18 protein-coding genes, 2 tRNA genes, 3 rRNA genes and 1 pseudogene are annotated in these 20,766 nt (G+C 47.9%); 17 read left to right on the forward strand and 7 right to left on the reverse strand.

Features of this window, described 5'->3' with window-relative positions; genetic code table 11:
* Positions 1-221: 221 nt before the first annotated feature.
* From rplU to rrf, 16 genes and pseudogenes are all read left to right on the forward strand, one after another.
* Positions 222-533 (forward strand): 50S ribosomal protein L21, encoded by a 312-nt coding sequence (gene rplU / locus GKO28_RS11425; protein WP_173533189.1) that lies wholly within the window; start codon positions 222-224, stop codon positions 531-533.
* Positions 534-549: 16 nt separating this feature from the next.
* Entirely contained in the window at positions 550-831 is a 282-nt protein-coding gene (rpmA, locus tag GKO28_RS11430; protein ID WP_173533190.1) for a 50S ribosomal protein L27, read from the forward strand.
* A 193-nt stretch (positions 832-1,024) separates the two neighbouring features.
* Positions 1,025-2,185 carry a GTPase ObgE gene (obgE, locus tag GKO28_RS11435; RefSeq protein WP_182076340.1) on the forward strand — a complete coding sequence of 387 codons (1,161 nt, stop codon included), beginning with the start codon at positions 1,025-1,027 and terminating at the stop codon, positions 2,183-2,185.
* 242 nt (positions 2,186-2,427) lie between these two features.
* Positions 2,428-3,117, forward strand: coding sequence for a hypothetical protein (locus tag GKO28_RS19930; protein ID WP_247646501.1), 690 nt, complete (start codon positions 2,428-2,430; stop codon positions 3,115-3,117).
* Complete coding sequence (locus tag GKO28_RS19935; RefSeq protein WP_247646502.1) at positions 3,105-3,692, forward strand: hypothetical protein; 588 nt, start codon at positions 3,105-3,107, stop codon at positions 3,690-3,692. The genes GKO28_RS19930 and GKO28_RS19935 overlap by 13 nt, the downstream gene beginning before the upstream one ends.
* Before the next feature lie 113 nt (positions 3,693-3,805).
* Positions 3,806-4,465 (forward strand): hypothetical protein, encoded by a 660-nt coding sequence (locus GKO28_RS11445; RefSeq protein ID WP_182076341.1) that lies wholly within the window; start codon positions 3,806-3,808, stop codon positions 4,463-4,465.
* Positions 4,466-4,724: 259 nt separating this feature from the next.
* Positions 4,725-6,428, forward strand: a complete 1,704-nt coding sequence (locus tag GKO28_RS19940; RefSeq protein WP_247646503.1) for an ATP-binding protein — start codon at positions 4,725-4,727, stop codon at positions 6,426-6,428.
* Positions 6,337-7,083: a hypothetical protein gene (locus tag GKO28_RS19945; RefSeq protein WP_247646504.1), complete on the forward strand. Its 747-nt coding sequence runs from the start codon at positions 6,337-6,339 to the stop codon at positions 7,081-7,083. The genes GKO28_RS19940 and GKO28_RS19945 overlap by 92 nt, the downstream gene beginning before the upstream one ends.
* Positions 7,080-7,559 carry a hypothetical protein gene (locus tag GKO28_RS19950; protein ID WP_247646505.1) on the forward strand — a complete coding sequence of 160 codons (480 nt, stop codon included), beginning with the start codon at positions 7,080-7,082 and terminating at the stop codon, positions 7,557-7,559. Before GKO28_RS19945 ends, GKO28_RS19950 begins: the two co-directional genes overlap by 4 nt.
* Before the next feature lie 50 nt (positions 7,560-7,609).
* Positions 7,610-7,750 (forward strand): annotated as a pseudogene (locus tag GKO28_RS22870) (class I SAM-dependent RNA methyltransferase); the annotation flags it as partial.
* Positions 7,745-8,743: a class I SAM-dependent RNA methyltransferase gene (locus GKO28_RS11455; RefSeq protein WP_374220767.1), complete on the forward strand. Its 999-nt coding sequence runs from the start codon at positions 7,745-7,747 to the stop codon at positions 8,741-8,743. The pseudogene GKO28_RS22870 and the gene GKO28_RS11455, both read left to right, overlap by 6 nt.
* Positions 8,744-9,148: 405 nt before the next feature.
* A 16S ribosomal RNA gene (locus GKO28_RS11460) occupies positions 9,149-10,682 on the forward strand.
* 128 nt (positions 10,683-10,810) lie between these two features.
* Positions 10,811-10,887: transfer RNA gene (locus GKO28_RS11465), tRNA-Ile, on the forward strand.
* A 7-nt stretch (positions 10,888-10,894) separates the two neighbouring features.
* Positions 10,895-10,969, forward strand: a tRNA-Ala gene (locus GKO28_RS11470).
* Positions 10,970-11,329: 360 nt separating this feature from the next.
* Positions 11,330-14,222, forward strand: a 23S ribosomal RNA gene (locus tag GKO28_RS11475).
* 255 nt (positions 14,223-14,477) lie between these two features.
* A 5S ribosomal RNA gene (rrf, locus tag GKO28_RS11480) occupies positions 14,478-14,591 on the forward strand.
* The 16S, 23S and 5S rRNA genes sit together here with 2 tRNA genes alongside, the layout of an rRNA operon.
* A 196-nt stretch (positions 14,592-14,787) precedes the next feature.
* Here the strand turns inward: rrf and GKO28_RS11485 are convergent.
* From GKO28_RS11485 to GKO28_RS19965, 7 genes are all read right to left on the reverse strand, one after another.
* Positions 14,788-15,624, reverse strand: a complete 837-nt coding sequence (locus GKO28_RS11485) for an NAD(P)H-hydrate dehydratase (RefSeq protein ID WP_182076342.1) — start codon at positions 15,622-15,624, stop codon at positions 14,788-14,790.
* On the reverse strand, positions 15,624-15,746 hold the full coding sequence (locus GKO28_RS21525; RefSeq protein WP_282099281.1) for a hypothetical protein: 123 nt from the start codon (positions 15,744-15,746) through the stop codon (positions 15,624-15,626). The genes GKO28_RS11485 and GKO28_RS21525 overlap by 1 nt, the downstream gene beginning before the upstream one ends.
* A 47-nt stretch (positions 15,747-15,793) precedes the next feature.
* Positions 15,794-16,423 carry a flagellar brake protein gene (locus GKO28_RS11490; protein ID WP_182076343.1) on the reverse strand — a complete coding sequence of 210 codons (630 nt, stop codon included), beginning with the start codon at positions 16,421-16,423 and terminating at the stop codon, positions 15,794-15,796.
* Positions 16,424-16,455: 32 nt separating this feature from the next.
* Entirely contained in the window at positions 16,456-16,812 is a 357-nt protein-coding gene (locus GKO28_RS11495) for a nucleotidyltransferase domain-containing protein (protein ID WP_182076344.1), read from the reverse strand.
* 426 nt (positions 16,813-17,238) lie between these two features.
* Positions 17,239-18,624, reverse strand: coding sequence for a penicillin-binding protein 1A (locus GKO28_RS19955; RefSeq protein ID WP_247646506.1), 1,386 nt, complete (start codon positions 18,622-18,624; stop codon positions 17,239-17,241).
* Between the two features lie 31 nt (positions 18,625-18,655).
* Entirely contained in the window at positions 18,656-19,306 is a 651-nt protein-coding gene (locus GKO28_RS19960) for a transglycosylase domain-containing protein (protein ID WP_247646507.1), read from the reverse strand.
* Complete coding sequence (locus tag GKO28_RS19965; RefSeq protein WP_247646508.1) at positions 19,296-19,541, reverse strand: hypothetical protein; 246 nt, start codon at positions 19,539-19,541, stop codon at positions 19,296-19,298. Before GKO28_RS19965 ends, GKO28_RS19960 begins: the two co-directional genes overlap by 11 nt.
* A gap of 143 nt (positions 19,542-19,684) precedes the next feature.
* On the opposite strand from GKO28_RS19965, the gene GKO28_RS11505 reads away from it, so the two are divergent.
* A complete protein-coding gene (locus tag GKO28_RS11505; protein WP_173533200.1) occupies positions 19,685-20,758 on the forward strand; it encodes a pilus assembly protein PilM in 1,074 nt (357 codons plus the stop codon).
* The last annotated feature ends 8 nt before the right edge of the window (positions 20,759-20,766 follow it).

The raw sequence follows: 20,766 nt of genomic DNA on the forward strand, positions 1-20,766 counted from the left end.
AGGGCGAAATAACTTTTAGATTGCATGTGATTGGTTTTTGACTTGCGCCTTGATTTCACAGCATATTGGCGCTTGCGGCTCAGTTTGTGGGTGGAATGGGCTTTGCATCAATTAAGTCATTGACTCAATTGGAAAACGTTTGTAGAATGCCCGATTCCCAATTTGGGAAGGCACGCTAGCGTTTGTGCAGCGTGTTGGGCCAAACTCCCTAGGAGCTTGTTATGTATGCAGTCGTAAAAACCGGTGGCAAGCAGTATAAAGTTGTCGTCGGCCAAAAATTAAACATAGAACAGATTACTGCAGACGTTGACAGCCAGATCGTACTCGAAGAAGTATTGATGGTTGCAGACGGCGAAGCAGTGAAGATCGGTACCCCTGTGGTGGCCGGTGCTTCCATCAAAGCAACTGTGGTTTCTCATGGTCGTGGCGAAAAGGTTACCATCTTCAAGATGCGTCGCCGTAAGCACTACATGCGTCGTGCTGGTCATCGCCAGAACTACACCGAAATCCGTATCGACGCTATCGTCGCTTAATTAAGGAGCTTAAACAATGGCACATAAGAAAGCTGGTGGTAGTTCACGTAACGGTCGTGATTCTGAATCAAAACGCCTTGGTATCAAAGTATACGGCGGCGAGTTGATCCCTGCAGGTTCAATCATTGTTCGTCAACGTGGTACTGAATTCCACGCTGGTGACAATGTTGGCATGGGTAAAGATCATACTTTATTCGCTAAGTGCGATGGTTATGTTCAGTACGCAGTGAAGGGCGCTTTGAAACGCCGCACTGTAACTGTATTGCCATACGTTGGCGAAGAAGAAGCTGCTGCTTAATTAGCGGCTTCTTTGGTAGGTTTGAAAGCCCTGTCTCTGTGATAGGGCTTTTTTGTGTTTTATAAATACGATACGGATTTGAGTCTAAGCGGTTTGCCAGATAGAGTCGTGATGTATATGGCTCTATGCGTCAAGCCACTTCGCTTGCAGTGCAATACCCCAGAGCCTGCGCCGAGATCGGTAGGAGAAAATGATGAAATTTATTGATGAAGCTCGAATTGAAGCCATTGGTGGTAAAGGTGGCAATGGTTCGGCCAGTATGCGCCGAGAAAAATTCGTTCCCCGTGGCGGCCCCGATGGTGGCGACGGCGGTAAAGGCGGTACGGTGTGGGCGATTGCCGACGAAGACATCAACACGCTGGTCGATTACCGCTTTCAAAAGAAATACAAAGCCCGTGATGGCGACAATGGCCGTGGTGCGGATTGTTACGGTAAAGGCGGCGATGATATCGAATTGCGCATGCCAATCGGTACCATGATTACTGACGCTGAAACCGGTGAAGTTGTAGCCGACTTGACCAGCAATGGCGTAAGGATTGCGATTGCCAAAGGCGGTACCGGCGGCTTTGGTAACTTGCACTTCAAATCATCAGTTAACCGTGCGCCACGCCAAACCACGCCTGGTTTTGAAGGCGAGCGCCGTGATTTGCGTTTGGAATTGAAAGTCTTGGCCGATGTGGGCCTGTTGGGTATGCCGAATGCGGGTAAATCAACCTTTATTCGTGCCGTATCTGCAGCCAAGCCGAAAGTGGCCGATTATCCTTTCACGACGCTGCATCCGAATTTGGGCGTAGTGCGTATCGATGAAAACCGCAGTTTTGTCATTGCTGACGTACCGGGTTTGATCGAAGGTGCCAGCGACGGTGCGGGTCTTGGTCATCGCTTCTTAAAGCATTTGCAACGCACGGGTATTTTGTTGCACTTGGTCGATTTAGCGCCGTTTGATGCCGATACCGATCCGGTTGCCGAAGCTAAAGCGATTGTCGAAGAACTACGTAAATATGACGAAAATCTTTACAATAAGCCGCGCTGGTTGGTGCTGAATAAAGTCGACATGATTCCAGAAGACGAACGTGAAGAACGCGTTGCGGCCTTTTTGGAAGCCTACGGTTGGGATGCGGGCGTACAAAATCCATACGCCGATTTTGAACCACTAAAACCCCGCTTGTTTGTGATTGCGGGTTTGACCGGCGAAGGTTGCCGCGATTTGACTTACGCGATTATGGATTACCTTGAAGCGGCGAAAAAAATCGCCCGTGAAGAAGCGGAAGTTGAAGCCGCACGCGTCGCTGCTGAAAAAGCCGCTTTGCTGGCAGCTCGTGCAGCAGCGCTAGAAGCGGGTGATGTGAAGTAATTAAAGATTGCCGTTGATCTACAGCGAATCTGTTTAACGCCACACTCAGATGAATTTATTTGAGGGTGGCGTTTTAATTTCAACACGGATTTGATTGCGATTTAGGCGGTAAATATCGACTGGCGCAGTGGTTGTGCTGTTTTTTCTCTCAATGAGACTTCTCTTGGCTGGCTGCTGATGTTTTGATTGTTTTTCCGCGCATTTAGCTTTAGCCTTGCTCCTCCCTGATATTTGTCATCCTCATGCAAGACGAAAACGAACTCTCTCAATTTTTTGCCAATGGCTTCGCGCCCGATGATTTGCCATCGATGGCGAGTTTATTGCGCGCGCGGCATTATCTTGATGCTTTTATTACGTTATTTCGCGGTGGCGAAGACGAAGTTTTAGTGCGCTTACTGATTTTGCGTGAAATTGGCGCGCGCGCCGATGCGCCGCGGTGGTCGCCGCAAGATTTGCAAATGCATTTTTCCTACCTCAATCCAATCAAGCTCGATACGGTGCTCAAGCGCTTGCGTGAAAACGGCTTATTGATTTGGGATGTGGATGAGCAGCTGTATGCGATGAGCGAATCGGGCCGCGTTGCGCTGGCGGCGCTTGGCACCGTGGTGCAATTTGCCGATGGCGATGCTGAGCTAGGGTATTTAACGTCGCAAGTTGCCGCTGGGCAGTCGCTTGGTCAAGTCTCGAACGAAGTGCTGCTCAATTTATTGGCGCGTTTGAACGAGCTTTATACCGACTTTGAAGCGGCGCTGGAGTCGCAGTCTGAATTCCAAATCCGCGCTGCGCGGGAAAAACTCGAAAAAGTCTGGCAATGGGTGGAAAAAGGCACGGATGTGATTCGCACGGTGCTGACCGATGAGACGACCGATCCTCGGGGGTGTATCAAATTGCTCAATCGATTGCCTTGGCGCAAGCCCGAATGCTGCGACTGACTTCGGTGTTTCATCGTCGCTTGTCCGAGCTGGCATCGCAACGAGTGCATTTGGGGCAGTCCGGTTTATCCACGACCAATGTCGCCGATTGGTTGCGTCAGCAAAAGCAGGAAAAACTGGCTGATTTGGGCCGAGATTTGGTGTTGTTTCATCCAGAGCCCGCCTTTGTGGTTTCTGATGTGTTACTCGACGTGACCGAGTTTGAAATTATCGAACGCGAACGACCCACGCATGTGATCAGCGAAATGCCGCAAGGCGCTACAGCGCAAGAGGTTGGTGCTGTCGAAGCGGAGCGTTTATTGGCCGCCGAAGCGTTGTTTGATGAGTTAAGTCTTTTGGTAGCGCAAGGTATGGGCGGCGACTTACCAACGGCGGTGCTGGCACCAACGTATAAAGAAACTGCCTATCGCTTGTCGTTATTGTCGTTATTGGGTGACGCTGAAGCGGCGCTAGAGAAAAGCGTCGTTGCCGATATTGTGAAGTTGCCATTGCGGCTCGAGATCAGCGGTGAACTGCATGAGCCCGATCACCCCGAAGTGGCCAGTATTAGCGCTGGGCGACTGATGTCACAGTGATGATAACGGTAATGACAAGACAAAATCTTTCATCGCAGCGGCACTGAGACTCAGTAGAAAGCGTGTTCTCTGCGCCTTTGTGCCGCTGTGGTTAATAAGAACTTAGGTTAAATATGGATCAAGCCCTGAATATTTTAGTCGCTCGCCTGTTGGCGCAGCGTTTTGTATTGCGCAAAGACCCGCTGGCTCGGCGTGCGTTGATCGATGAAGTGTTTCGTGAGTCGCTCGAGCATCGTTTGGCCGATTGTGGCCTGCAATTGCTAGAAAATCCTTACGCCGAACACATTGCCGTTGCGTTGCAGCCGCAAATGGAAGAATGGGTGTTTGGTGAGGGTGACGCGTGGTTGTCCAATAATATGGGCTTACCGCGCGATGGAATTGCGCTGTTAGTCGTGGTGTGGGCACTGATTATTTTGCCAAAACGTGAACGACAAATCGCCCGCGTTGCTATTGGCTCTGAAGATCAAAGCGATATGTTTGGCGCAGAAAAACCCATCGAACACGGTGAAGGCGTCGCACAAGGTATTTCAGAAGACGCGCTGTACGCTGACTTTGGCAAAGTGCTCGGCGGCAAAATGCGGTTTGCCACCAATTTGGGGCAACTGACTAAATTAGGCTTTATCAATCGCCGCAATCGGATGATTTATGAAGGCCCGCTGCTCGATCTGATGATTGACTACGCCAAACTCGCCCCGCGCATTATCAACGGCGCGCTCGCCGATATTTTGAAATTGACCGGCACGCAGATCGCCGACGATGTGGAGGTGAGCTGATGTTTCAAATTAAAACTTTAGTTGCGCCACTTTGTTACCCCGCCAAAAACCTTAAAAATCCGACGCAGAGTCGCAGAGTCGCAGAGGAAAAACGAGGCGATTTTGCCCTTTTTTATGCTAAGTCGACATCGGAACGCATTGTTTTTGGCTTTTCTCCGCACCTCTGCGCCTCTGCGTTGAAAAGTTTTTGCTGTGACACAGTGGAAGCTGGGCGGCATTGGGGTTCTCGGGAAAAAAAATTGCGGTGGAGATGCGCTAAATGTTCCAGATTAAAACTTTAGAAATGGTGCACTGGGATTTCTGGCAAAGAATTTCAGTGCCGCTCGATGCGCAAATTGTGACTGTCGTCGGGCCAAATGGTTCGGGTAAGACCACCTTGCTTGACGCGCTGCGTACCATGTTGGCGTTGAAATGCTCAGGGCGGCGCGATTACAAGCGTTATGTTCGCAATAATAAAGAAAACATCGCTTGGTTGCGTGCCGTGGTGAGTAACCCACGCCGCAGCGGTGGTGGATTTTTTCCGTATTTGTTTTTTCCGCTAGCCAGTGAAACGGTGACGCTGTTTTGCCGGATTAAAAAGCAGGGCGGGGATTGGGTGCGGCAGTATGCGATTGCCGAAGGGGATGCGCAGCTCGATGGCACGACTGAAAATCATCTGCAATGGTTGGGGGTGGGTGATTATCGCCGCCGCCTGGAGCAAGCCGGTTTAACCCCAGCGATTGCCGAGGTATTGGCCTTGGAGCAAGGTGATACCGATAAGCTATGCGAATACTCCCCTAAAACACTGCTCGATTTGGTGTTTCAGGTGTTTGGCGACAAAGAAGTGCTCGATCATTATCAAGAAGCCAAGGTGCGTCTGCGTGAGGCGGAAGGCGAGCTGGATAAAATGAACCAGCAGTTGTCGCAACTGGGCTTGGATGTTGAGCGTTTTCGGATGCGCGCCAGTAGCTATTTAGAATGGTGCTCTTTAGGCACTGATACTCAGCGCTTAGAGCAAGAGGTGATTCCAGCGTTGCAAGTGGCTGAGGCCAACGAGAATTTGCGGCATTACTTGATGCAGTTTAAGCAAAACCGTCGCAGTTTTTGGCATCGACGCGGTGATTTGGCGCAGCTAGAAAAGCAGCTGGCGGTAGCGCGCTTAGCTGCGCAGCAAACTTTGCAGGGTGAATCACAAAGCAAGGCCGATTACGATCTGCAATTTCAAGCGTTCCAAGCGGTACGGGATGCCGCGCGTGATACTGAAAAACTAATCAAAGAGGGCGAACGCCTGCGTGAGTTGGCTGAGCGTGAGCACGGCGCCGATGCCGTGGGCTTGAATGACCGTTTGGGCGAATTAAAGCAGCAAGAGGGCGATCTTAAAATTTGGCTGAAAAATGCCAAAGAAGAACGCCAGCAATTATCCGAAGCGCAATTTGCCTTGCAAGCGGGTAAAGCGCCGTCACCTGAATTTGTGCGTCAAATGCGCTCCAGCCTTGATGCCGCAGGGATTCCTCATCAATTGCTGACCGAAATTTGCGAAGTGAAAGACAATACTTGGCAAGATGCGGTTGAGGCCTTGCTCGCGCCATCGAAGCATTTGATCTTGTTGCAGCGCGAGTCGGATAAGCAGCGCGCATGGGAAGTGGGCGAGCGCCTGCGTTATCGCAGCTTTATTGTGTCTGAGCGCGAGCCTGCGCCAAGAGCGACTTTGGGCTCGATTTTAGAAATTCTCGACTTTAAAGCGCCGGTGCCCGCTTGGTTGGCGCGGCAATTGAATGGTATTCAGCGCGTTAAATCGGTTGAAGCCGGTGCACGCATTAATGGTGATTGGATTACCCGTGAGGGGTATCTGCGTGAACGCCGTGGTGCGCGATTTATCGGGGTAGATACCCGTGATTATGCTTTTGGAGAAAGCGGCACGTCATTCTCGCTTGGCCGATATTGCATTGCGTTTAAAAGCGCTGAACGAAGAAATTTTAAATAAAGAAGCCGATCTCAATAGTTTGATGCGCGATATTGCGGCGATTACTCAGCAATTAATGGGTATGCAGGCGGTGGTTCAGCTGGCGAGTCGTCAGGCCGAATTGGCGGCAGCTGCTGCGCGTTATCCTGAAGAGCAAGCTGCGGTACAGCGTTTGGGGGCTGAACTCGCTGCAGCGCAAGCGGCGCTGGAGTCTTCTCGCGAAGGTCGTGCGGATTTACGTTTGGGCGCACAAAAAATCGAGATTGAGCGCGATCAGTTACAACGCGCCATCGATGAAATGCAAGCGCAGTTGCAGCGTCAACGTAATGAAATCAGCCGGCAATTGACGTCGATTCGTACTTTGCGTGAGCAAGTGCCATCAGTTTGGCTGATGCCTGCCACGTTGCGCCAATTGAAGGAAGACTACAATAGCGTTGCTGAAGTACGGCATATGATGCTGCGACAAACTGAGCAGTTAAGCCAAGCGCACTGGGAAAAAGACGAAACCATCGTGCAGCGCCGCGATAAATTGGTGAACGATTACAAGGCGCTCGAAGGTGAGTCGCTCGGCCATCGCCAAGAAGTCGATCGCACTGCCCAGCTGACCGATGAAGCGCGTGCCGCATATATTAATAAATTGCGCGCGCGACAGTTCGCGCCTATGGTCGTAATGTGAAAGGCTTGGGCGAGCTGGCTGGGATTGATGTTGAACTCGATATGCCGCATTTGGAAAACGATGATGTGGTGCTAGCGCAAGCTGGCTTAACGGCAAGATTCAATTTCGATCAAAAAGGCATGATGGGCTTGAATGACGGCGAAGCGTCGGGCGGTCAGCAGGTGATGAAATCATTGATCTTGTTGATTGGCTTAATGATGGATGAAAGTAATCCATCGGGCTTTGTATTCATCGACGAGCCGTTCGCGCATTTGGATATTTTTAATATTGATCGCGTTGGTGCGTTCCTAAAAGCGACTAATGCGCAGTATTTGATTACCACGCCGCTTACACATAATACCAATGTATATGGGCCGTCTGAATTGACGCTGACAACGCGTAAAAAACGCCCCGGCGAGACTTGGGCACCGCTGATTATGCAAACGCGTCGCCGCACCGAGCCGCAGGATGCGAGTACACTAGCAATAACTATTTAATTTTTAAAGAAGAAACTTGTGCTACAAATTTTTGATTTTTTTTTGCTCCTTGTCCACGTGGACTTGAAGTTGTACTAGAAAAAGAGCTCGAGGCGCTGGCGGCGAAGAAAATTCACGTCACCGATGGTGGTGTGGCTTTTTCTGGCCCGTGGACTTTGATGTATAAAGCCAATCTGCATTCACGCGTGGCGAGTCGGATTTTATGGAAATTGGTTGAAAAACCTTATCGTTCAGAAGACGATATTTTCCGTTTGGCACGTGATACCGAATGGGCGGATATTTTTGCGGTAGAAAACACCATTAAAGTGAGTGTTACCGCAGTGCGCTCGCCGGTACGCAGTACCAATTTTGTTGCGTTGAAAGTGAAAGACGGTATTTGCGATCGTTTCCGCCTTAAATGCGGTAATCGTCCTAGCGTGGATACTGAAGCTCCCGATATGCGGATTAATGTGTATCTATCAGAGAAAAACGTCACGCTGTATTTAGATACTTCAGGTGAGCCGTTGTTTAAACGCGGTTACCGCGTTGAAACTGGCGAAGCGCCATTGCGTGAAAATCTAGCGGCGGGGATTTTGTCCTTAAGTGGTTGGACGCCGGATCAAGCGTTTTACGATCCGATGTGTGGTTCGGGTACGTTCCTTGTTGAAGCAGCGATGATTGCGCGTCGCGTTGCGCCGGGTATGGATCGACAATTTGCATTCCAAAAAATGCGCATGTACGACAAATCCTTCTGGCAAAACATTTTGACTGAAGCAAAAGCACAAGAACTCAGTGCTGCGCCCAATGTCATTATGGGCAGTGATGTATCGAGTACCGTATTGGTTCACGCCAAAGCCAATATTGAAGCGGCTGGCATGCAAGACAGTATTCAGTTGAAGCAATTGAATGTACTTGATGCCAAACCACCTGCAGCATCTGGCGTGTGGGTTTGTAATCCTCCCTATGGTGCACGGATGGATGAGAAAGAACATCTGGCTAGTTTGTATCCACAGTGGGCAACACTATTAAAGCAACGCTTTGCCGGTTGGAATACTTATTTCCTCACTGCCGACTTAGATATGCCTAAACACATGCGTTTGAAAGCCTCAAAACGTACGGTCTTGTTTAATGGCCCACTGGAATGCCGCCTGTTTGAATACAAAATGATTGCTGGCGGCAATCGGGATAAGCCAAAAGAAGAATAAACAGTACGTTTTAACTGTTTTTAAGTGATTTCAAAACAAGGGCGCGATAGCGCCCTTGTTTTTTTTTGTCGTTTACTGCATTTTTGAATTAAATCTGTTTCTATATAAATCAATGGCTTATCGCCTTGCCTCGATTTTCTTTGCAACTAGGTGTTGACGGACTTTAGGTGGGTGGGTATAGTTCGGCCTCTCTGCTGCTGACACAGCAAACGAAACAAGCGGTTTTCCAGCTGGTTTCGGTGTCTAAGCCACTGATCTTTAACAAAATACAGCCGATGAGTGTGAGTGCTTGGTTTGCCAGTCAAACAAGTGCTTACACTCAAGATTTAAAAGAAATCTTGGTTTTTAACCAAGTGTTTCTTTGAGTAATGAGTACTAAGCCAAGTATGTAAATTCAGCTAGATTAAACGAAAGAGTTTGATCCTGGCTCAGATTGAACGCTGGCGGCATGCTTTACACATGCAAGTCGAACGGTAACAGGGTGCTTGCACCGCTGACGAGTGGCGAACGGGTGAGTAATACATCGGAATGTACCCAGTAATGGGGGATAACGCTTCGAAAGGAGTGCTAATACCGCATACGCCCTGAGGGGGAAAGTGGGGGACCGCAAGGCCTCACGTTATTGGAGCAGCCGATGGCTGATTAGCTAGTTGGTAGGGTAAAGGCCTACCAAGGCAACGATCAGTAGCGGGTCTTAGAGGACGATCCGCCACACTGGAACTGAGACACGGTCCAGACTCCTACGGGAGGCAGCAGTGGGGAATCTTGGACAATGGGCGAAAGCCTGATCCAGCAATGCCGCGTGCGTGAAGAAGGCCTTCGGGTTGTAAAGCGCTTTTGTCGGGGAGGAAATCCTAGTGGTTAATAACTACTGGGGATGACAGTACCCGAAGAATAAGGACCGGCTAACTACGTGCCAGCAGCCGCGGTAATACGTAGGGTCCAAGCGTTAATCGGAATTACTGGGCGTAAAGCGTCCGCAGGTGGCTTGATAAGATAGACGTGAAATCCCTGGGCTCAACCTAGGAATTGCGTTTATGACTGTCTCGCTAGAGTATGGGAGAGGGGGGTGGAATTCCACGTGTAGCAGTGAAATGCGTAGAGATGTGGAGGAACACCGATGGCGAAGGCAACCCCCTGGCCTAATACTGACACTCATGGACGAAAGCGTGGGGAGCAAACAGGATTAGATACCCTGGTAGTCCACGCCCTAAACGATGTCTACTAGTTGTTGGGCTTTTCGGAGCTTAGTAACGCAGCTAACGCGTGAAGTAGACCGCCTGGGGAGTACGGTCGCAAGACTAAAACTCAAAGGAATTGACGGGGGCCCGCACAAGCGGTGGATGATGTGGATTAATTCGATGCAACGCGAAAAACCTTACCTGGTCTTGACATGTACGGAATCCTTTAGAGATAGAGGAGTGCCTTCGGGAACCGTAACACAGGTGCTGCATGGCTGTCGTCAGCTCGTGTCGTGAGATGTTGGGTTAAGTCCCGCAACGAGCGCAACCCTTGCCATTAGTTGCTAACATTCAGTTGAGCACTTTAATGGGACTGCCGGTGACAAACCGGAGGAAGGTGGGGATGACGTCAAGTCCTCATGGCCCTTATGACCAGGGCTTCACACGTCATACAATGGTCGGTACAGAGGGTCGCCAACCCGCGAGGGGGAGCTAATCTCACAAAACCGATCGTAGTCCGGATTGCACTCTGCAACTCGAGTGCATGAAGTCGGAATCGCTAGTAATCGCGGATCAGCATGTCGCGGTGAATACGTTCCCGGGCCTTGTACACACCGCCCGTCACACCATGGGAGTGGGTTTTACCAGAAGTAGCTAGGATAACCTTCGGGAGTCCGGTTACCACGGTAGGATTCATGACTGGGGTGAAGTCGTAACAAGGTAGCCGTAGGGGAACCTGCGGCTGGATCACCTCCTTTCAAGAGAAAGATTGGTAGATTAAGTACTCACACTCATCGGCTGTAGATTTGAAGAATGTCGGCTTGACGACATGAAGAAGTACTAAGCAATTAGATACTTTGACATTGAGTTGGTTTGACGACGATATGGGTCAGTAGCTCAGTTGGTTAGAGCACCGTGTTGATAACGCGGGGGTCATAGGTTCGATTCCTATCTGACCCACCAGTATCACGGGGGTTTAGCTCATCTGGTAGAGCACCTGCTTTGCAAGCAGGGGTGAACGGTTCGAGTCCGTTAACCTCCACCATTGTCTGCTGTAGAAAATAGAATTCTATGTATTGCACGTTGTTGTGTGCAGTGTATTTTATTCTGGTTTCTAAAATTAGAATGATTATTCATTTAATGATTAATTAAATATCGCTCTTTAACAAAATAGAAGAAGTAATTAATTCCAATAAACATTGTAATGGAATTTGATTTGAGAATAACTGCTTGCAGTTGTTGTTGAGTTTAGTTTCAAAGTAAAAATATTGGGTTGATTGTATCTGTTCAGTTGTGCTGGTCTCATGCCAGTGGAACTGAACCGCAAGTGAAATGAGAACTCACTTGCAAGTCGCAAATACGATTTCATTAATCTGAGATACGTTTTACGTGTTTGAGGTTATAGGATCAAGCGAATAAGTGCATCTGGTGGATGCCTTGGCGATGATAGGCGACGAAGGACGTGATAGCCTGCGATAAGCGTGGGGGAGCTGGCAAAGTGCTTTGATCCCACGATTTCCGAATGGGGAAACCCGGCCCTTTTGGGTCATCCTAGACTGAATACATAGGTCTAGCGAAGCGAACCCGGTGAACTGAAACATCTAAGTAACCGGAGGAAAAGAAATCAACCGAGATTCCCAAAGTAGTGGCGAGCGAAATGGGAAGAGCCTGTACGTGATAGCAGTAGACTTAATAGAATGGAATGGAAAGTCCAACCATAGTGGGTGATAGTCCCGTATATGAAAAGTCAATTGTGGTACTAAGCGTACGAGAAGTAGGGCGGGACACGAGAAATCCTGTTTGAAGATGGGGGGACCATCCTCCAAGGCTAAATACTCATCATCGACCGATAGTGAACCAGTACCGTGAGGGAAAGGCGAAAAGAACCCCGGGAGGGGAGTGAAATAGAACCTGAAACCGGATGCATACAAACAGTGGGAGCCCTTGAAAAATGGGGTGACTGCGTACCTTTTGTATAATGGGTCAGCGACTTACGTTCAGTAGCGAGCTTAACCGAATAGGGGAGGCGTAGGGAAACCGAGTCCGAATAGGGCGCATAGTTGCTGGGCGTAGACCCGAAACCAAGTGATCTATCCATGGCCAGGATGAAGGTGCGGTAACACGCACTGGAGGTCCGAACCCACTAACGTTGCAAAGTTAGGGGATGAGCTGTGGATAGGGGTGAAAGGCTAAACAAACTTGGAAATAGCTGGTTCTCCTCGAAAACTATTTAGGTAGTGCCTCATGTATCACTGACGGGGGTAAAGCACTGTTATGGCTAGGGGGTCATCGCGACTTACCAAACCATGGCAAACTCTGAATACCGTCAAGTGCGAGCATGGGAGACAGACCTGGGGTGCTAACGTCCTGGGTCAAGAGGGAAACAACCCAGACCGCCGTCTAAGGTCCCAAATGATCAATTAAGTGGAAAACGAGGTGGGAAGGCACAGACAGCCAGGATGTTGGCTTAGAAGCAGCCATCATTTAAAGAAAGCGTAATAGCTCACTGGTCGAGTCGTCCTGCGCGGAAGATGTAACGGGGCTCAAATTGATAACCGAAGACGCGGATATGACCATTTATGGCATATGGTAGAGGAGCGTTCTGTAAGCCTGTGAAGGTGTCTTGAGAAGGATGCTGGAGGTATCAGAAGTGCGAATGCTGACATGAGTAGCGATAAAGGGAGTGAAAAGCTCCCTCACCGAAAACCCAAGGTTTCCTGCGCAACGTTCATCGGCGCAGGGTGAGTCGGCCCCTAAGGCGAGGCAGAAATGCGTAGTCGATGGGAAACAGGTTAATATTCCTGTACTTGATATAAGTGCGATGTGGGGACGGAGAAGGTTAGGTTAGCCAACTGTTGGAATAGTTGGTTTAAGTGTGTAGGCGGGTGTCTTAGGCAAATCCGGGACGCTGTTAACGCTGAGGCATGATGACGATTCACTTAGGTGATGAAGTAACTGATACCCTGCTTCCAAGAAAAGCCACTAAGCTTCAGCTTATATTGAACCGTACCGCAAACCGACACAGGTGGGTAGGAAGAGTATTCTAAGGTGCTTGAGAGAACTCGGGAGAAGGAACTCGGCAAATTAACACCGTAACTTCGGGAGAAGGTGTGCCTTATAGGTGAAGAACCTTGCGTTTGGAGCTATATAAGGCCGCAGAGAAATGGGGGCTGCGACTGTTTATCAAAAACACAGCACTCTGCCAACACGAAAGTGGATGTATAGGGTGTGACGCCTGCCCGGTGCTGGAAGGTTAATTGATGGGGTGCAAGCTCTTGATCGAAGCCCCAGTAAACGGCGGCCGTAACTATAACGGTCCTAAGGTAGCGAAATTCCTTGTCGGGTAAGTTCCGACCCGCACGAATGGCGTAACGATGGCCCTACTGTCTCCTCCCGAGACTCAGCGAAGTTGAAGTGTTTGTGAAGATGCAATCTCCCCGCTGCTAGACGGAAAGACCCCGTGAACCTTTACTGTAGCTTTGCATTGGACTTTGAAGTGGTTTGTGTAGGATAGGTGGGAGGCTTTGAAGCTGAGACGCTAGTTTCAGTGGAGCCGTCCTTGAAATACCACCCTGACCCCTTTGAGGTTCTAACCTTGGTCCGTTATCCGGATCGGGGACCGTGCATGGTAGGCAGTTTGACTGGGGCGGTCTCCTCCCAAATTGTAACGGAGGAGCTCGAAGGTCGCCTAGGTACGGTCGGACATCGTACTGATAGTGTAATGGCAAAAGGCGGCTTAACTGCGAGACCGACAAGTCGAGCAGGTGCGAAAGCAGGACATAGTGATCCGGTGGTTCTGTATGGAAGGGCCATCGCTCAACGGATAAAAGGTACTCCGGGGATAACAGGCTGATTCCGCCCAAGAGTTCACATCGACGGCGGAGTTTGGCACCTCGATGTCGGCTCATCACATCCTGGGGCTGTAGCCGGTCCCAAGGGTATGGCTGTTCGCCATTTAAAGTGGTACGTGAGCTGGGTTCAAAACGTCGTGAGACAGTTTGGTCCCTATCTGCAGTGGGCGTTGGAAATTTGAGAGGGGCTGCTCCTAGTACGAGAGGACCGGAGTGGACTGACCTCTGGTGTACCGGTTGTCACGCCAGTGGCATTGCCGGGTAGCTAAGTCGGGAAGAGATAAGCGCTGAAAGCATCTAAGCGCGAAACTTGCCTCAAGATGAGATTTCCCTAGGGTTTTAAATCCTCTAAAGAGTCGTTCGAGACCAGGACGTTGATAGGTTGGGTGTGGAAGCGCAGTAATGCGTTAAGCTAACCAATACTAATTGCTCGTGAGGCTTGATCCTATAACCTGAAGCGCGTAGTGCGACGAAGGATATAATCGACCCAAATACGTAGGAATGTACGTAAGTGCATGAATACGAAGACAAATACTGAAACAGTGTGGTTGGAAAGTGTAGTATAATTACTTCTTCTATTGATTTTACGAGTTAGCGTTGTAGGCGGTTGTGAGATGAGGAAATAAGATTCCAAGTCAAGAGCAGAAGCTGAATGCGATAACTCTCGTGTGACTCGAAAGAGTTGCACCAGACAGTTTAATGTCTGGCGACCATAGCGAGGTGGTCCCACTCCTTCCCATCCCGAACAGGACAGTGAAACACCTCAGCGCCGATGATAGTGCGGATTGCCCGTGTGAAAGTAGGTCATTGCCAGACTTCCCTATAGAGAAGCCCGATTCGAAAGAGTCGGGCTTTTTGCTGCGCGTCGTTTCGGCGCTGGAGTACAAATTGTAGATACCGATGTACTGTATCTCTTCCTAGCCCTTGCAATATATACTGCTGAAAAATATACCTGTCGTTATTGTTTATTGCTAATCTTGTTTGAAAACTCGAATTTAGCAATGTGCTTGGCTTAGTTTAATTGTAGATTGAGTTCTTCACGCACCAATAAATAGGTTTCGCTGGCGGTTAGGCCAATACCATTGGGATGTTTTTTTCTCCATGAATCGGCGGCGCTACCATGTAAATAGGCTGCGCAACAGCTTGCTTCTATTGCGCTTAGGCCTTGTGCCAATAGTGCTAGGACAACCCCACTCAAGACATCGCCCTGTCCAGCACTACTCAGTGCTGAATTGCCACTCGTATTGATCCAAATCTCCTGTTGATTGGCGATTAAAGTGTTGCTGCCTTTAAGGATAGTGTGACAACAAAACTCATTACTCAGCGTTTTTACGGCTGTTTCACGTTGAGCTTGTACTGTTTCAGTGGGGCACTGAAGCAGACGTGCGGCTTCGGCAGGGTGAGGGGTAATGATTGTTACTGCGGCTCGAGTGCGCAGTTGTGATTGAAACTCAGATTCTTGCGCAATTAAGTTCAATGCATCAGCATCAAGTACTAATGGCAAGCTACTCATTAAGCAGTGATGTAATAGCTCGGTTGCTTGCTGTGATTGCCCTAAACCTGGGCCGATGAGTAAATGACTTGGGTTTTGTTTTAATATTTGATTCGTAGCGACAATCATCAATTCTGGCTGATTTGGATCAACGAGTAGCCGTGAGTCTAATAAGCCAATCCAAATCTTGCCGACCCCTAAATGCAGTGCTGCGCGTCCTGCAAGTAATGCTGCACCAATCATGCCTGATGCACCGCCTAGTATACCCACGCTCCCGTAGAGGCCTTTGTGGGTATCTAATGGTCGAATTAATTGTCGTAACGCAGGAAGTAGTTCAGAGCTGGGTCGAAGTGTCATTATTCGAGTGCCAAGCGCTTGCGTTCAACATGGTTGATATAGCGCTGTACCAAGGTTTGCCCTGAACCGGATAAATTAATAAATCGACAACCACTACGAATGGTGCGGATGCCGTTTTTCATAATCAGTTCATTACTCGTGCATATTTCAATATCTGCGGTAATCAGACCTACTTGGGGTAACTCAATACGGCAATTGTGCAAAATACTGCCAATTTCGAGTGAAAAATATCAGGCACAAAGCCGAGTAGGCCAACCCCACCAAGGCTAATATCTGACATTGAAATCTCGACATCGCCACCTTGTTGTAATGGTATGAGACAAGATAATGGGGTCGATAATGGAATCGAGAGCCGGTAAAAATCTCGACGTTGCAAACTCAACATTTGCGTTGGAAATAAACAATCAATAGCAGCTTGTTCATTAATACTTGTGAGCGCACTCACGATTAAATCAAATTGATAATGAATACTATTAATGTGTGCAACGCAACAGATTGTTTTTGCAGAAAGTAGTCGTTGATTTAACTCTGCATTTCGGCCTAGATCGAAAATAAGATTGTTTTGATCCACCTGAAGTAATGCGCTCAAAATAAATACATCACTTTGTTGATTGGCATACAGACAAACTAATTCAGGTTTTTTAGCTAGCCGAGTTAATACAAGAAAAATCTCATCGCGATCATGGACTAAATAAGGGCTAGGGTCTTTGAGCCGAATCGGCGTTAAATGAGGAGTTGCTAGCCATAATTTAATCCTATTCCTCTGATGCAAGAGTGTGTGTCGATTGACAGTCTGCAATCAGTTGTTGCAGTTGTCGGTAATTAGCGCGCTCATTTTTTTTTTGCGTATTGATGACGGGCGACACTGGGCAATACTTGTAAATGTACTTCTGTTTGATCAAACCAGAAAGCAATTGTTGGAGAATCGGTTTGACGATATTGCGTCTTTCTCTCTTTACTTGAGTAGTCTATTTGTTGATTTAATAAAAATATTTCAACAATTTTGGGGTCATCAGAGTAAACCAAAAGATTGATATCGGAATGCTTGCTGGCATTACCCTTGAGTACCGAACCCACGAGATATGGCTCAAATTGCTGGAAAAAAAGCATTAAAGCCAATGCTTTTTGGCGTAATTTAAGTAAATCTTCATCAAAATCGGGGCAAAATAAGTGCTGATAATGCGCCATTGCGGCTTCTATTTCAGCAGTGCAAGCGCCGATCTCTTTTGCTAGATAAGCCTAATTCGAGACAGGCTTGACGACGTGCTTGCTCAAAATTTTTGGCCCGACCCTCGTGTATTAATTGTGCCGCACGTTGGGCCATTTTATCGCGGTGGGAAGATATTAATGTCGTTGTGATAGACATACCGTCTTTCCTTGTAGCACGAGTTCAAGGGAGAGTAATGCATCAATACATCATTATGGCAGGACAATGTTTTAACAACAGCATATTTTATAGGCCTATGTATATCGATGAGGCCAAGTGAAAATCTGGCTCCTAAAGATATACATAGGTTTTTTCTATCATTGAGTCATTTAAACGACGGCGATTTAACTCACTAGATTACGGTTAATTAATCTGCGCTTGCTGCGTTATTTTTCGTCAACTGAGCGTTAAAACAATTGCTCTTTAATTTCATCGATCGGTGCTGCTTCAGTCTCGCTGCCACCACTTAGACCAAGTTGTGGATTGGTAGATTGAAACTCTTGATAAAAATATTCGGTAATCGGGCCGCGCTCTGTTTCGGTAGTTCGGCTGGTGACACCATCAGGCATTACCCAAGGCGATTCAGGAGTATCTTTGAGTGCTTTGCCCATGAAATTCACCCAAATAGGCAGCGCGGCACCGCCACCGGTTTCGCGTGCGCCGAGTGATTTAGGTTGGTCAAAACCAATCCACGTAATGGTGACTAAGTTAGCTTGATAACCTGCAAACCAAGCATCATAAGCATCATTGGTTGTCCCTGTTTTACCTGCTAAATCGCTGCGGCCTAGCACTTTAGCTTTCGTTGCGGTACCCATTTTAATGACATCGCCCATCATGGAATTCATGATAAAAGCGTTGCGCGCATCCAACGTGCGTGGTGCATTTTTTCCGGCAACCTCTGGCTGGGTTTGCGCTAATACTTTGCCGCGCGCATCTTCGATTCGATCAATAAAAAATGAGCGAACACGGTAGCCGGTATTGGCAAATACCGAGTAGCCTTCTGCCAATTGCAATGGCGTGACGCTGCCCGCTCCAAGCGCCATGGTCAGATAGGCTGGATGCTGTTTCGGGTCAAAGCCAAAGCGCGTTAGATGTTGCTGGGCATAGTCGGTACCGATGGCTTGTAAAATCCGCACTGATACTAAGTTCGTCGATAGGGTTAAAGCTTTACGCACCGAGGTCATGCCTCTAAAACGACCATCGTAGTTCTTCGGTTCCCAGCGTTGCCCACCAACTTCAATGACCAAGGGTGCATCATTGATCATGGTTGCTGGGGTGACCCCGCGCTCTAAACTTGCCGAATATACGAATGGTTTAAAGCTAGAGCCGGGTTGACGCCATGCTTGAGTGACATGATTAAAATTATTGTGATTAAAATCAAAGCCACCAACCAGGGCTCGAATCGCACCATTTTGTGGGTCCATTGCGACAATGGCACCTTCGACTTCAGGAAGTTGTTTAATTGCCCAGCCCTTTTCTGTGGCATTCACCCGAATGATAGCGCCAGGGCGGATTCTGTTCGCTGGGGTGTTTTTATCGGATAGGGCGCTACGGGCAAAGCGTAAGCCATCACCTTGAATCGTAATTTGTTCGCCACCTTGCAAGTAAGCACGAACTTCTTTGTTATTACTGCTTAATACAATGGCCGGACGTAAGTCATCTGCTTCTTTGATGTTGCTGAGTGCTTCATCGAGCTGCTCATCAACTTGATTGGCCAGTAGTGCCGCATCGATAAAGCCTTCTGGACCTTTGTACCCGTGGCGATTATCGTAATCGAGAATGCCGCTACGCAATGCACTATACGCCTCATTTTGTGCTTGGCTATTAATGGTCGTAAAGACTTGGAACCCTTGTGTGTAGGTCGCTTCTTGATATTTTTTTAAACATCATTTGCCGTACCATTTCAGCGACATACTCAGCATGAACAGGAAACTGCTGGCTATTCCGGCTAAATACTAATTGTTCGGTTTGTGCTGCTTTGTACTGTGCGGCATCAATAAAATTAAGCTCGGCCATTCTGCGCAGCAGCACATACATTTGACGTAATGTTGCTCGTTTTGGATTGACAATTGGATTGTAGGCTGACGGCGCTTTGGGTAAGCCGGCCAACATAGCAAATTCAGCAATTGAAAGGTCTTTGAGGTTTTTTCCAAAGTAAGTTTGCGCGGCAGAAGAAAAGCCGTAAGCACGCTGACCTAAATAAATTTGGTTAATGTAAAGTTCTAAAATCTGATCTTTAGATAAATTATGTTCAATTTTGAATGCAAGTAAGGCTTCGTTAAATTTTCGCGTGTAAGTTTTTTCATTGGATAAATAGAAATTTTTGGCTACCTGCATCGTGATTGTGCTTGCGCCAGACTGTGAGTGTCCCGAGAGTACATTGCCAACAATGGCGCGCAGCACACCGAGATAATCAATGCCACCATGCTGATAAAAACGCTCATCTTCTGCTGCCAGTAGCGCATTAATCATCATGGGTGGAACTTGATTGATGGGAACAAATGCCCGTCTTTCTTCGCCAAAACTCACCAATTAAAACTTTATCTTCACTGAAAATTCGCAATGGAATTTTAGGTTTGTAGTCAGTTAGCGCATTGAGCGGAGGCAACTTTGGATAGGTCACAATTACAGCTAAAGCCGCTAAACTTATGCCGATGATTGTAATTCCAAAGAAAACTATAAACAGGGAAATAATTAATTTTTTTGCCATGAGTATGAATCTATTATTCAGTGAGTGGTAATTTACGGGTTTTGTACTGATGTTGCAAAAAAAGAGATTAAGAGTTAGCTTACTTTACAGGAGTAAGGTGTCACTGATAGGATTTTTTACCAATTACAATAGGGAATATTGCGTTGAACCTCGATTTTCTTAAACCGAAAGCTCCTCCGCTTATCGGTCTAGACATCAGCTCTTCTGCCGTAAAGATGGTTGAGCTGAGTCAAGCGGGGCGCAATTTTAGCCTTGAGCGCTATGTTATTGAGCCTTTACCTAAAGATGCGGTGACGGATAATAATATCGTGAATTCCGAAGCCGTGGCACATGCAATACGAAATGCATGGCGGCGGATGGGAAGTAAGGTTAAAAATGTAGCCGCAGCGTTGCCGGCCTCTGCGGTTATTACTAAAAAGATTTTAGTGCAAGCAGGCATGAGCGAGCGAGAGCTAGAAAGCCAAGTAGAAACCGAGGCTAATCAATATATTCCATTTTCTTTAGATGAAGTTAACCTTGATTTTCAGGTGCTAGGGATTGCCGCAAATAATCCAGATGAAGAAGATGTACTGATTGCTGCGGCGAAAAAAGACAAAGTTGATGAGCGCGTAGCGGCAATTGAAGAAGCGGGCTTAAAGGCGGTTGTATTGGATGTGGAATCCTACGCCACACAGGCGGCTTTTGAATTGATGCGCCCACAATTGCCCAACGGTGGCGAAAATCAAATCGTTGCTGTTGTCGATATTGGCTCAACAGCCATGCACATGAATATCTTTAAAGATGGTCAGTCGATTTATAGCCGTGATCAAGGCTATGCTGGCAATCAACTCACCCAAGAGATTCAAAGAAAATTCAATATGTCAGCCGAAGAGGCTGAGCAAGCCAAGCGTCAAGGTGGTTTACCTGATAATTACGAGCCAGATGTATTGCAGCCATTTATGGATACGATGGCGCTGGAGATTTCTCGCTCGCTGCAGTTTTTCTACACTTCCAGTAATTACAATGCAGTGGATCATATCCTCTTGGCAGGAGGGTGTAGCGTGATTCATGGCCTCGATGAAGCAGTTTCAAGTCGTACTCAGGTCGCCAGTACTATGCGGGCAAACCCATTTTTTAGTATGTCAACTGGCAAGATCAAAGGTAAGCAAATTCAACTGGATGCGCCTTCATTGCTGATTGCATGTGGTTTGGCTATGCGGAGGTTTGACCCAGTATGATTCGGATT

The sequence above is a fragment of the Deefgea sp. CFH1-16 genome (assembly GCF_016881365.1).
In the GTDB taxonomy this organism is placed as follows: domain Bacteria; phylum Pseudomonadota; class Gammaproteobacteria; order Burkholderiales; family Chitinibacteraceae; genus Deefgea.

Bases quoted from the DNA above. Each gene is read 5' to 3' on its own strand.
- GKO28_RS19930 (WP_247646501.1), top strand. From the start codon at position 2,428: ATGCAAGACGAAAACGAACTCTCTCAATTTTTTGCCAATGGCTTCGCG.
- GKO28_RS19965 (WP_247646508.1), bottom strand. From the start codon at position 19,541: ATGGCAAAAAAATTAATTATTTCCCTGTTTATAGTTTTCTTTGGAATT.
- GKO28_RS11445 (WP_182076341.1), top strand. From the start codon at position 3,806: ATGGATCAAGCCCTGAATATTTTAGTCGCTCGCCTGTTGGCGCAGCGT.
- GKO28_RS19960 (WP_247646507.1), bottom strand. From the start codon at position 19,306: ATGATGATTAATGCGCTACTGGCAGCAGAAGATGAGCGTTTTTATCAG.
- GKO28_RS19940 (WP_247646503.1), top strand. From the start codon at position 4,725: ATGTTCCAGATTAAAACTTTAGAAATGGTGCACTGGGATTTCTGGCAA.
- GKO28_RS11485 (WP_182076342.1), bottom strand. From the start codon at position 15,624: ATGACACTTCGACCCAGCTCTGAACTACTTCCTGCGTTACGACAATTA.
- GKO28_RS11495 (WP_182076344.1), bottom strand. From the start codon at position 16,812: ATGGCGCATTATCAGCACTTATTTTGCCCCGATTTTGATGAAGATTTA.
- rpmA (WP_173533190.1), top strand. From the start codon at position 550: ATGGCACATAAGAAAGCTGGTGGTAGTTCACGTAACGGTCGTGATTCT.
- GKO28_RS19935 (WP_247646502.1), top strand. From the start codon at position 3,105: ATGCTGCGACTGACTTCGGTGTTTCATCGTCGCTTGTCCGAGCTGGCA.
- rplU (WP_173533189.1), top strand. From the start codon at position 222: ATGTATGCAGTCGTAAAAACCGGTGGCAAGCAGTATAAAGTTGTCGTC.
- obgE (WP_182076340.1), top strand. From the start codon at position 1,025: ATGAAATTTATTGATGAAGCTCGAATTGAAGCCATTGGTGGTAAAGGT.
- GKO28_RS21525 (WP_282099281.1), bottom strand. From the start codon at position 15,746: ATGAAAAACGGCATCCGCACCATTCGTAGTGGTTGTCGATTTATTAAT.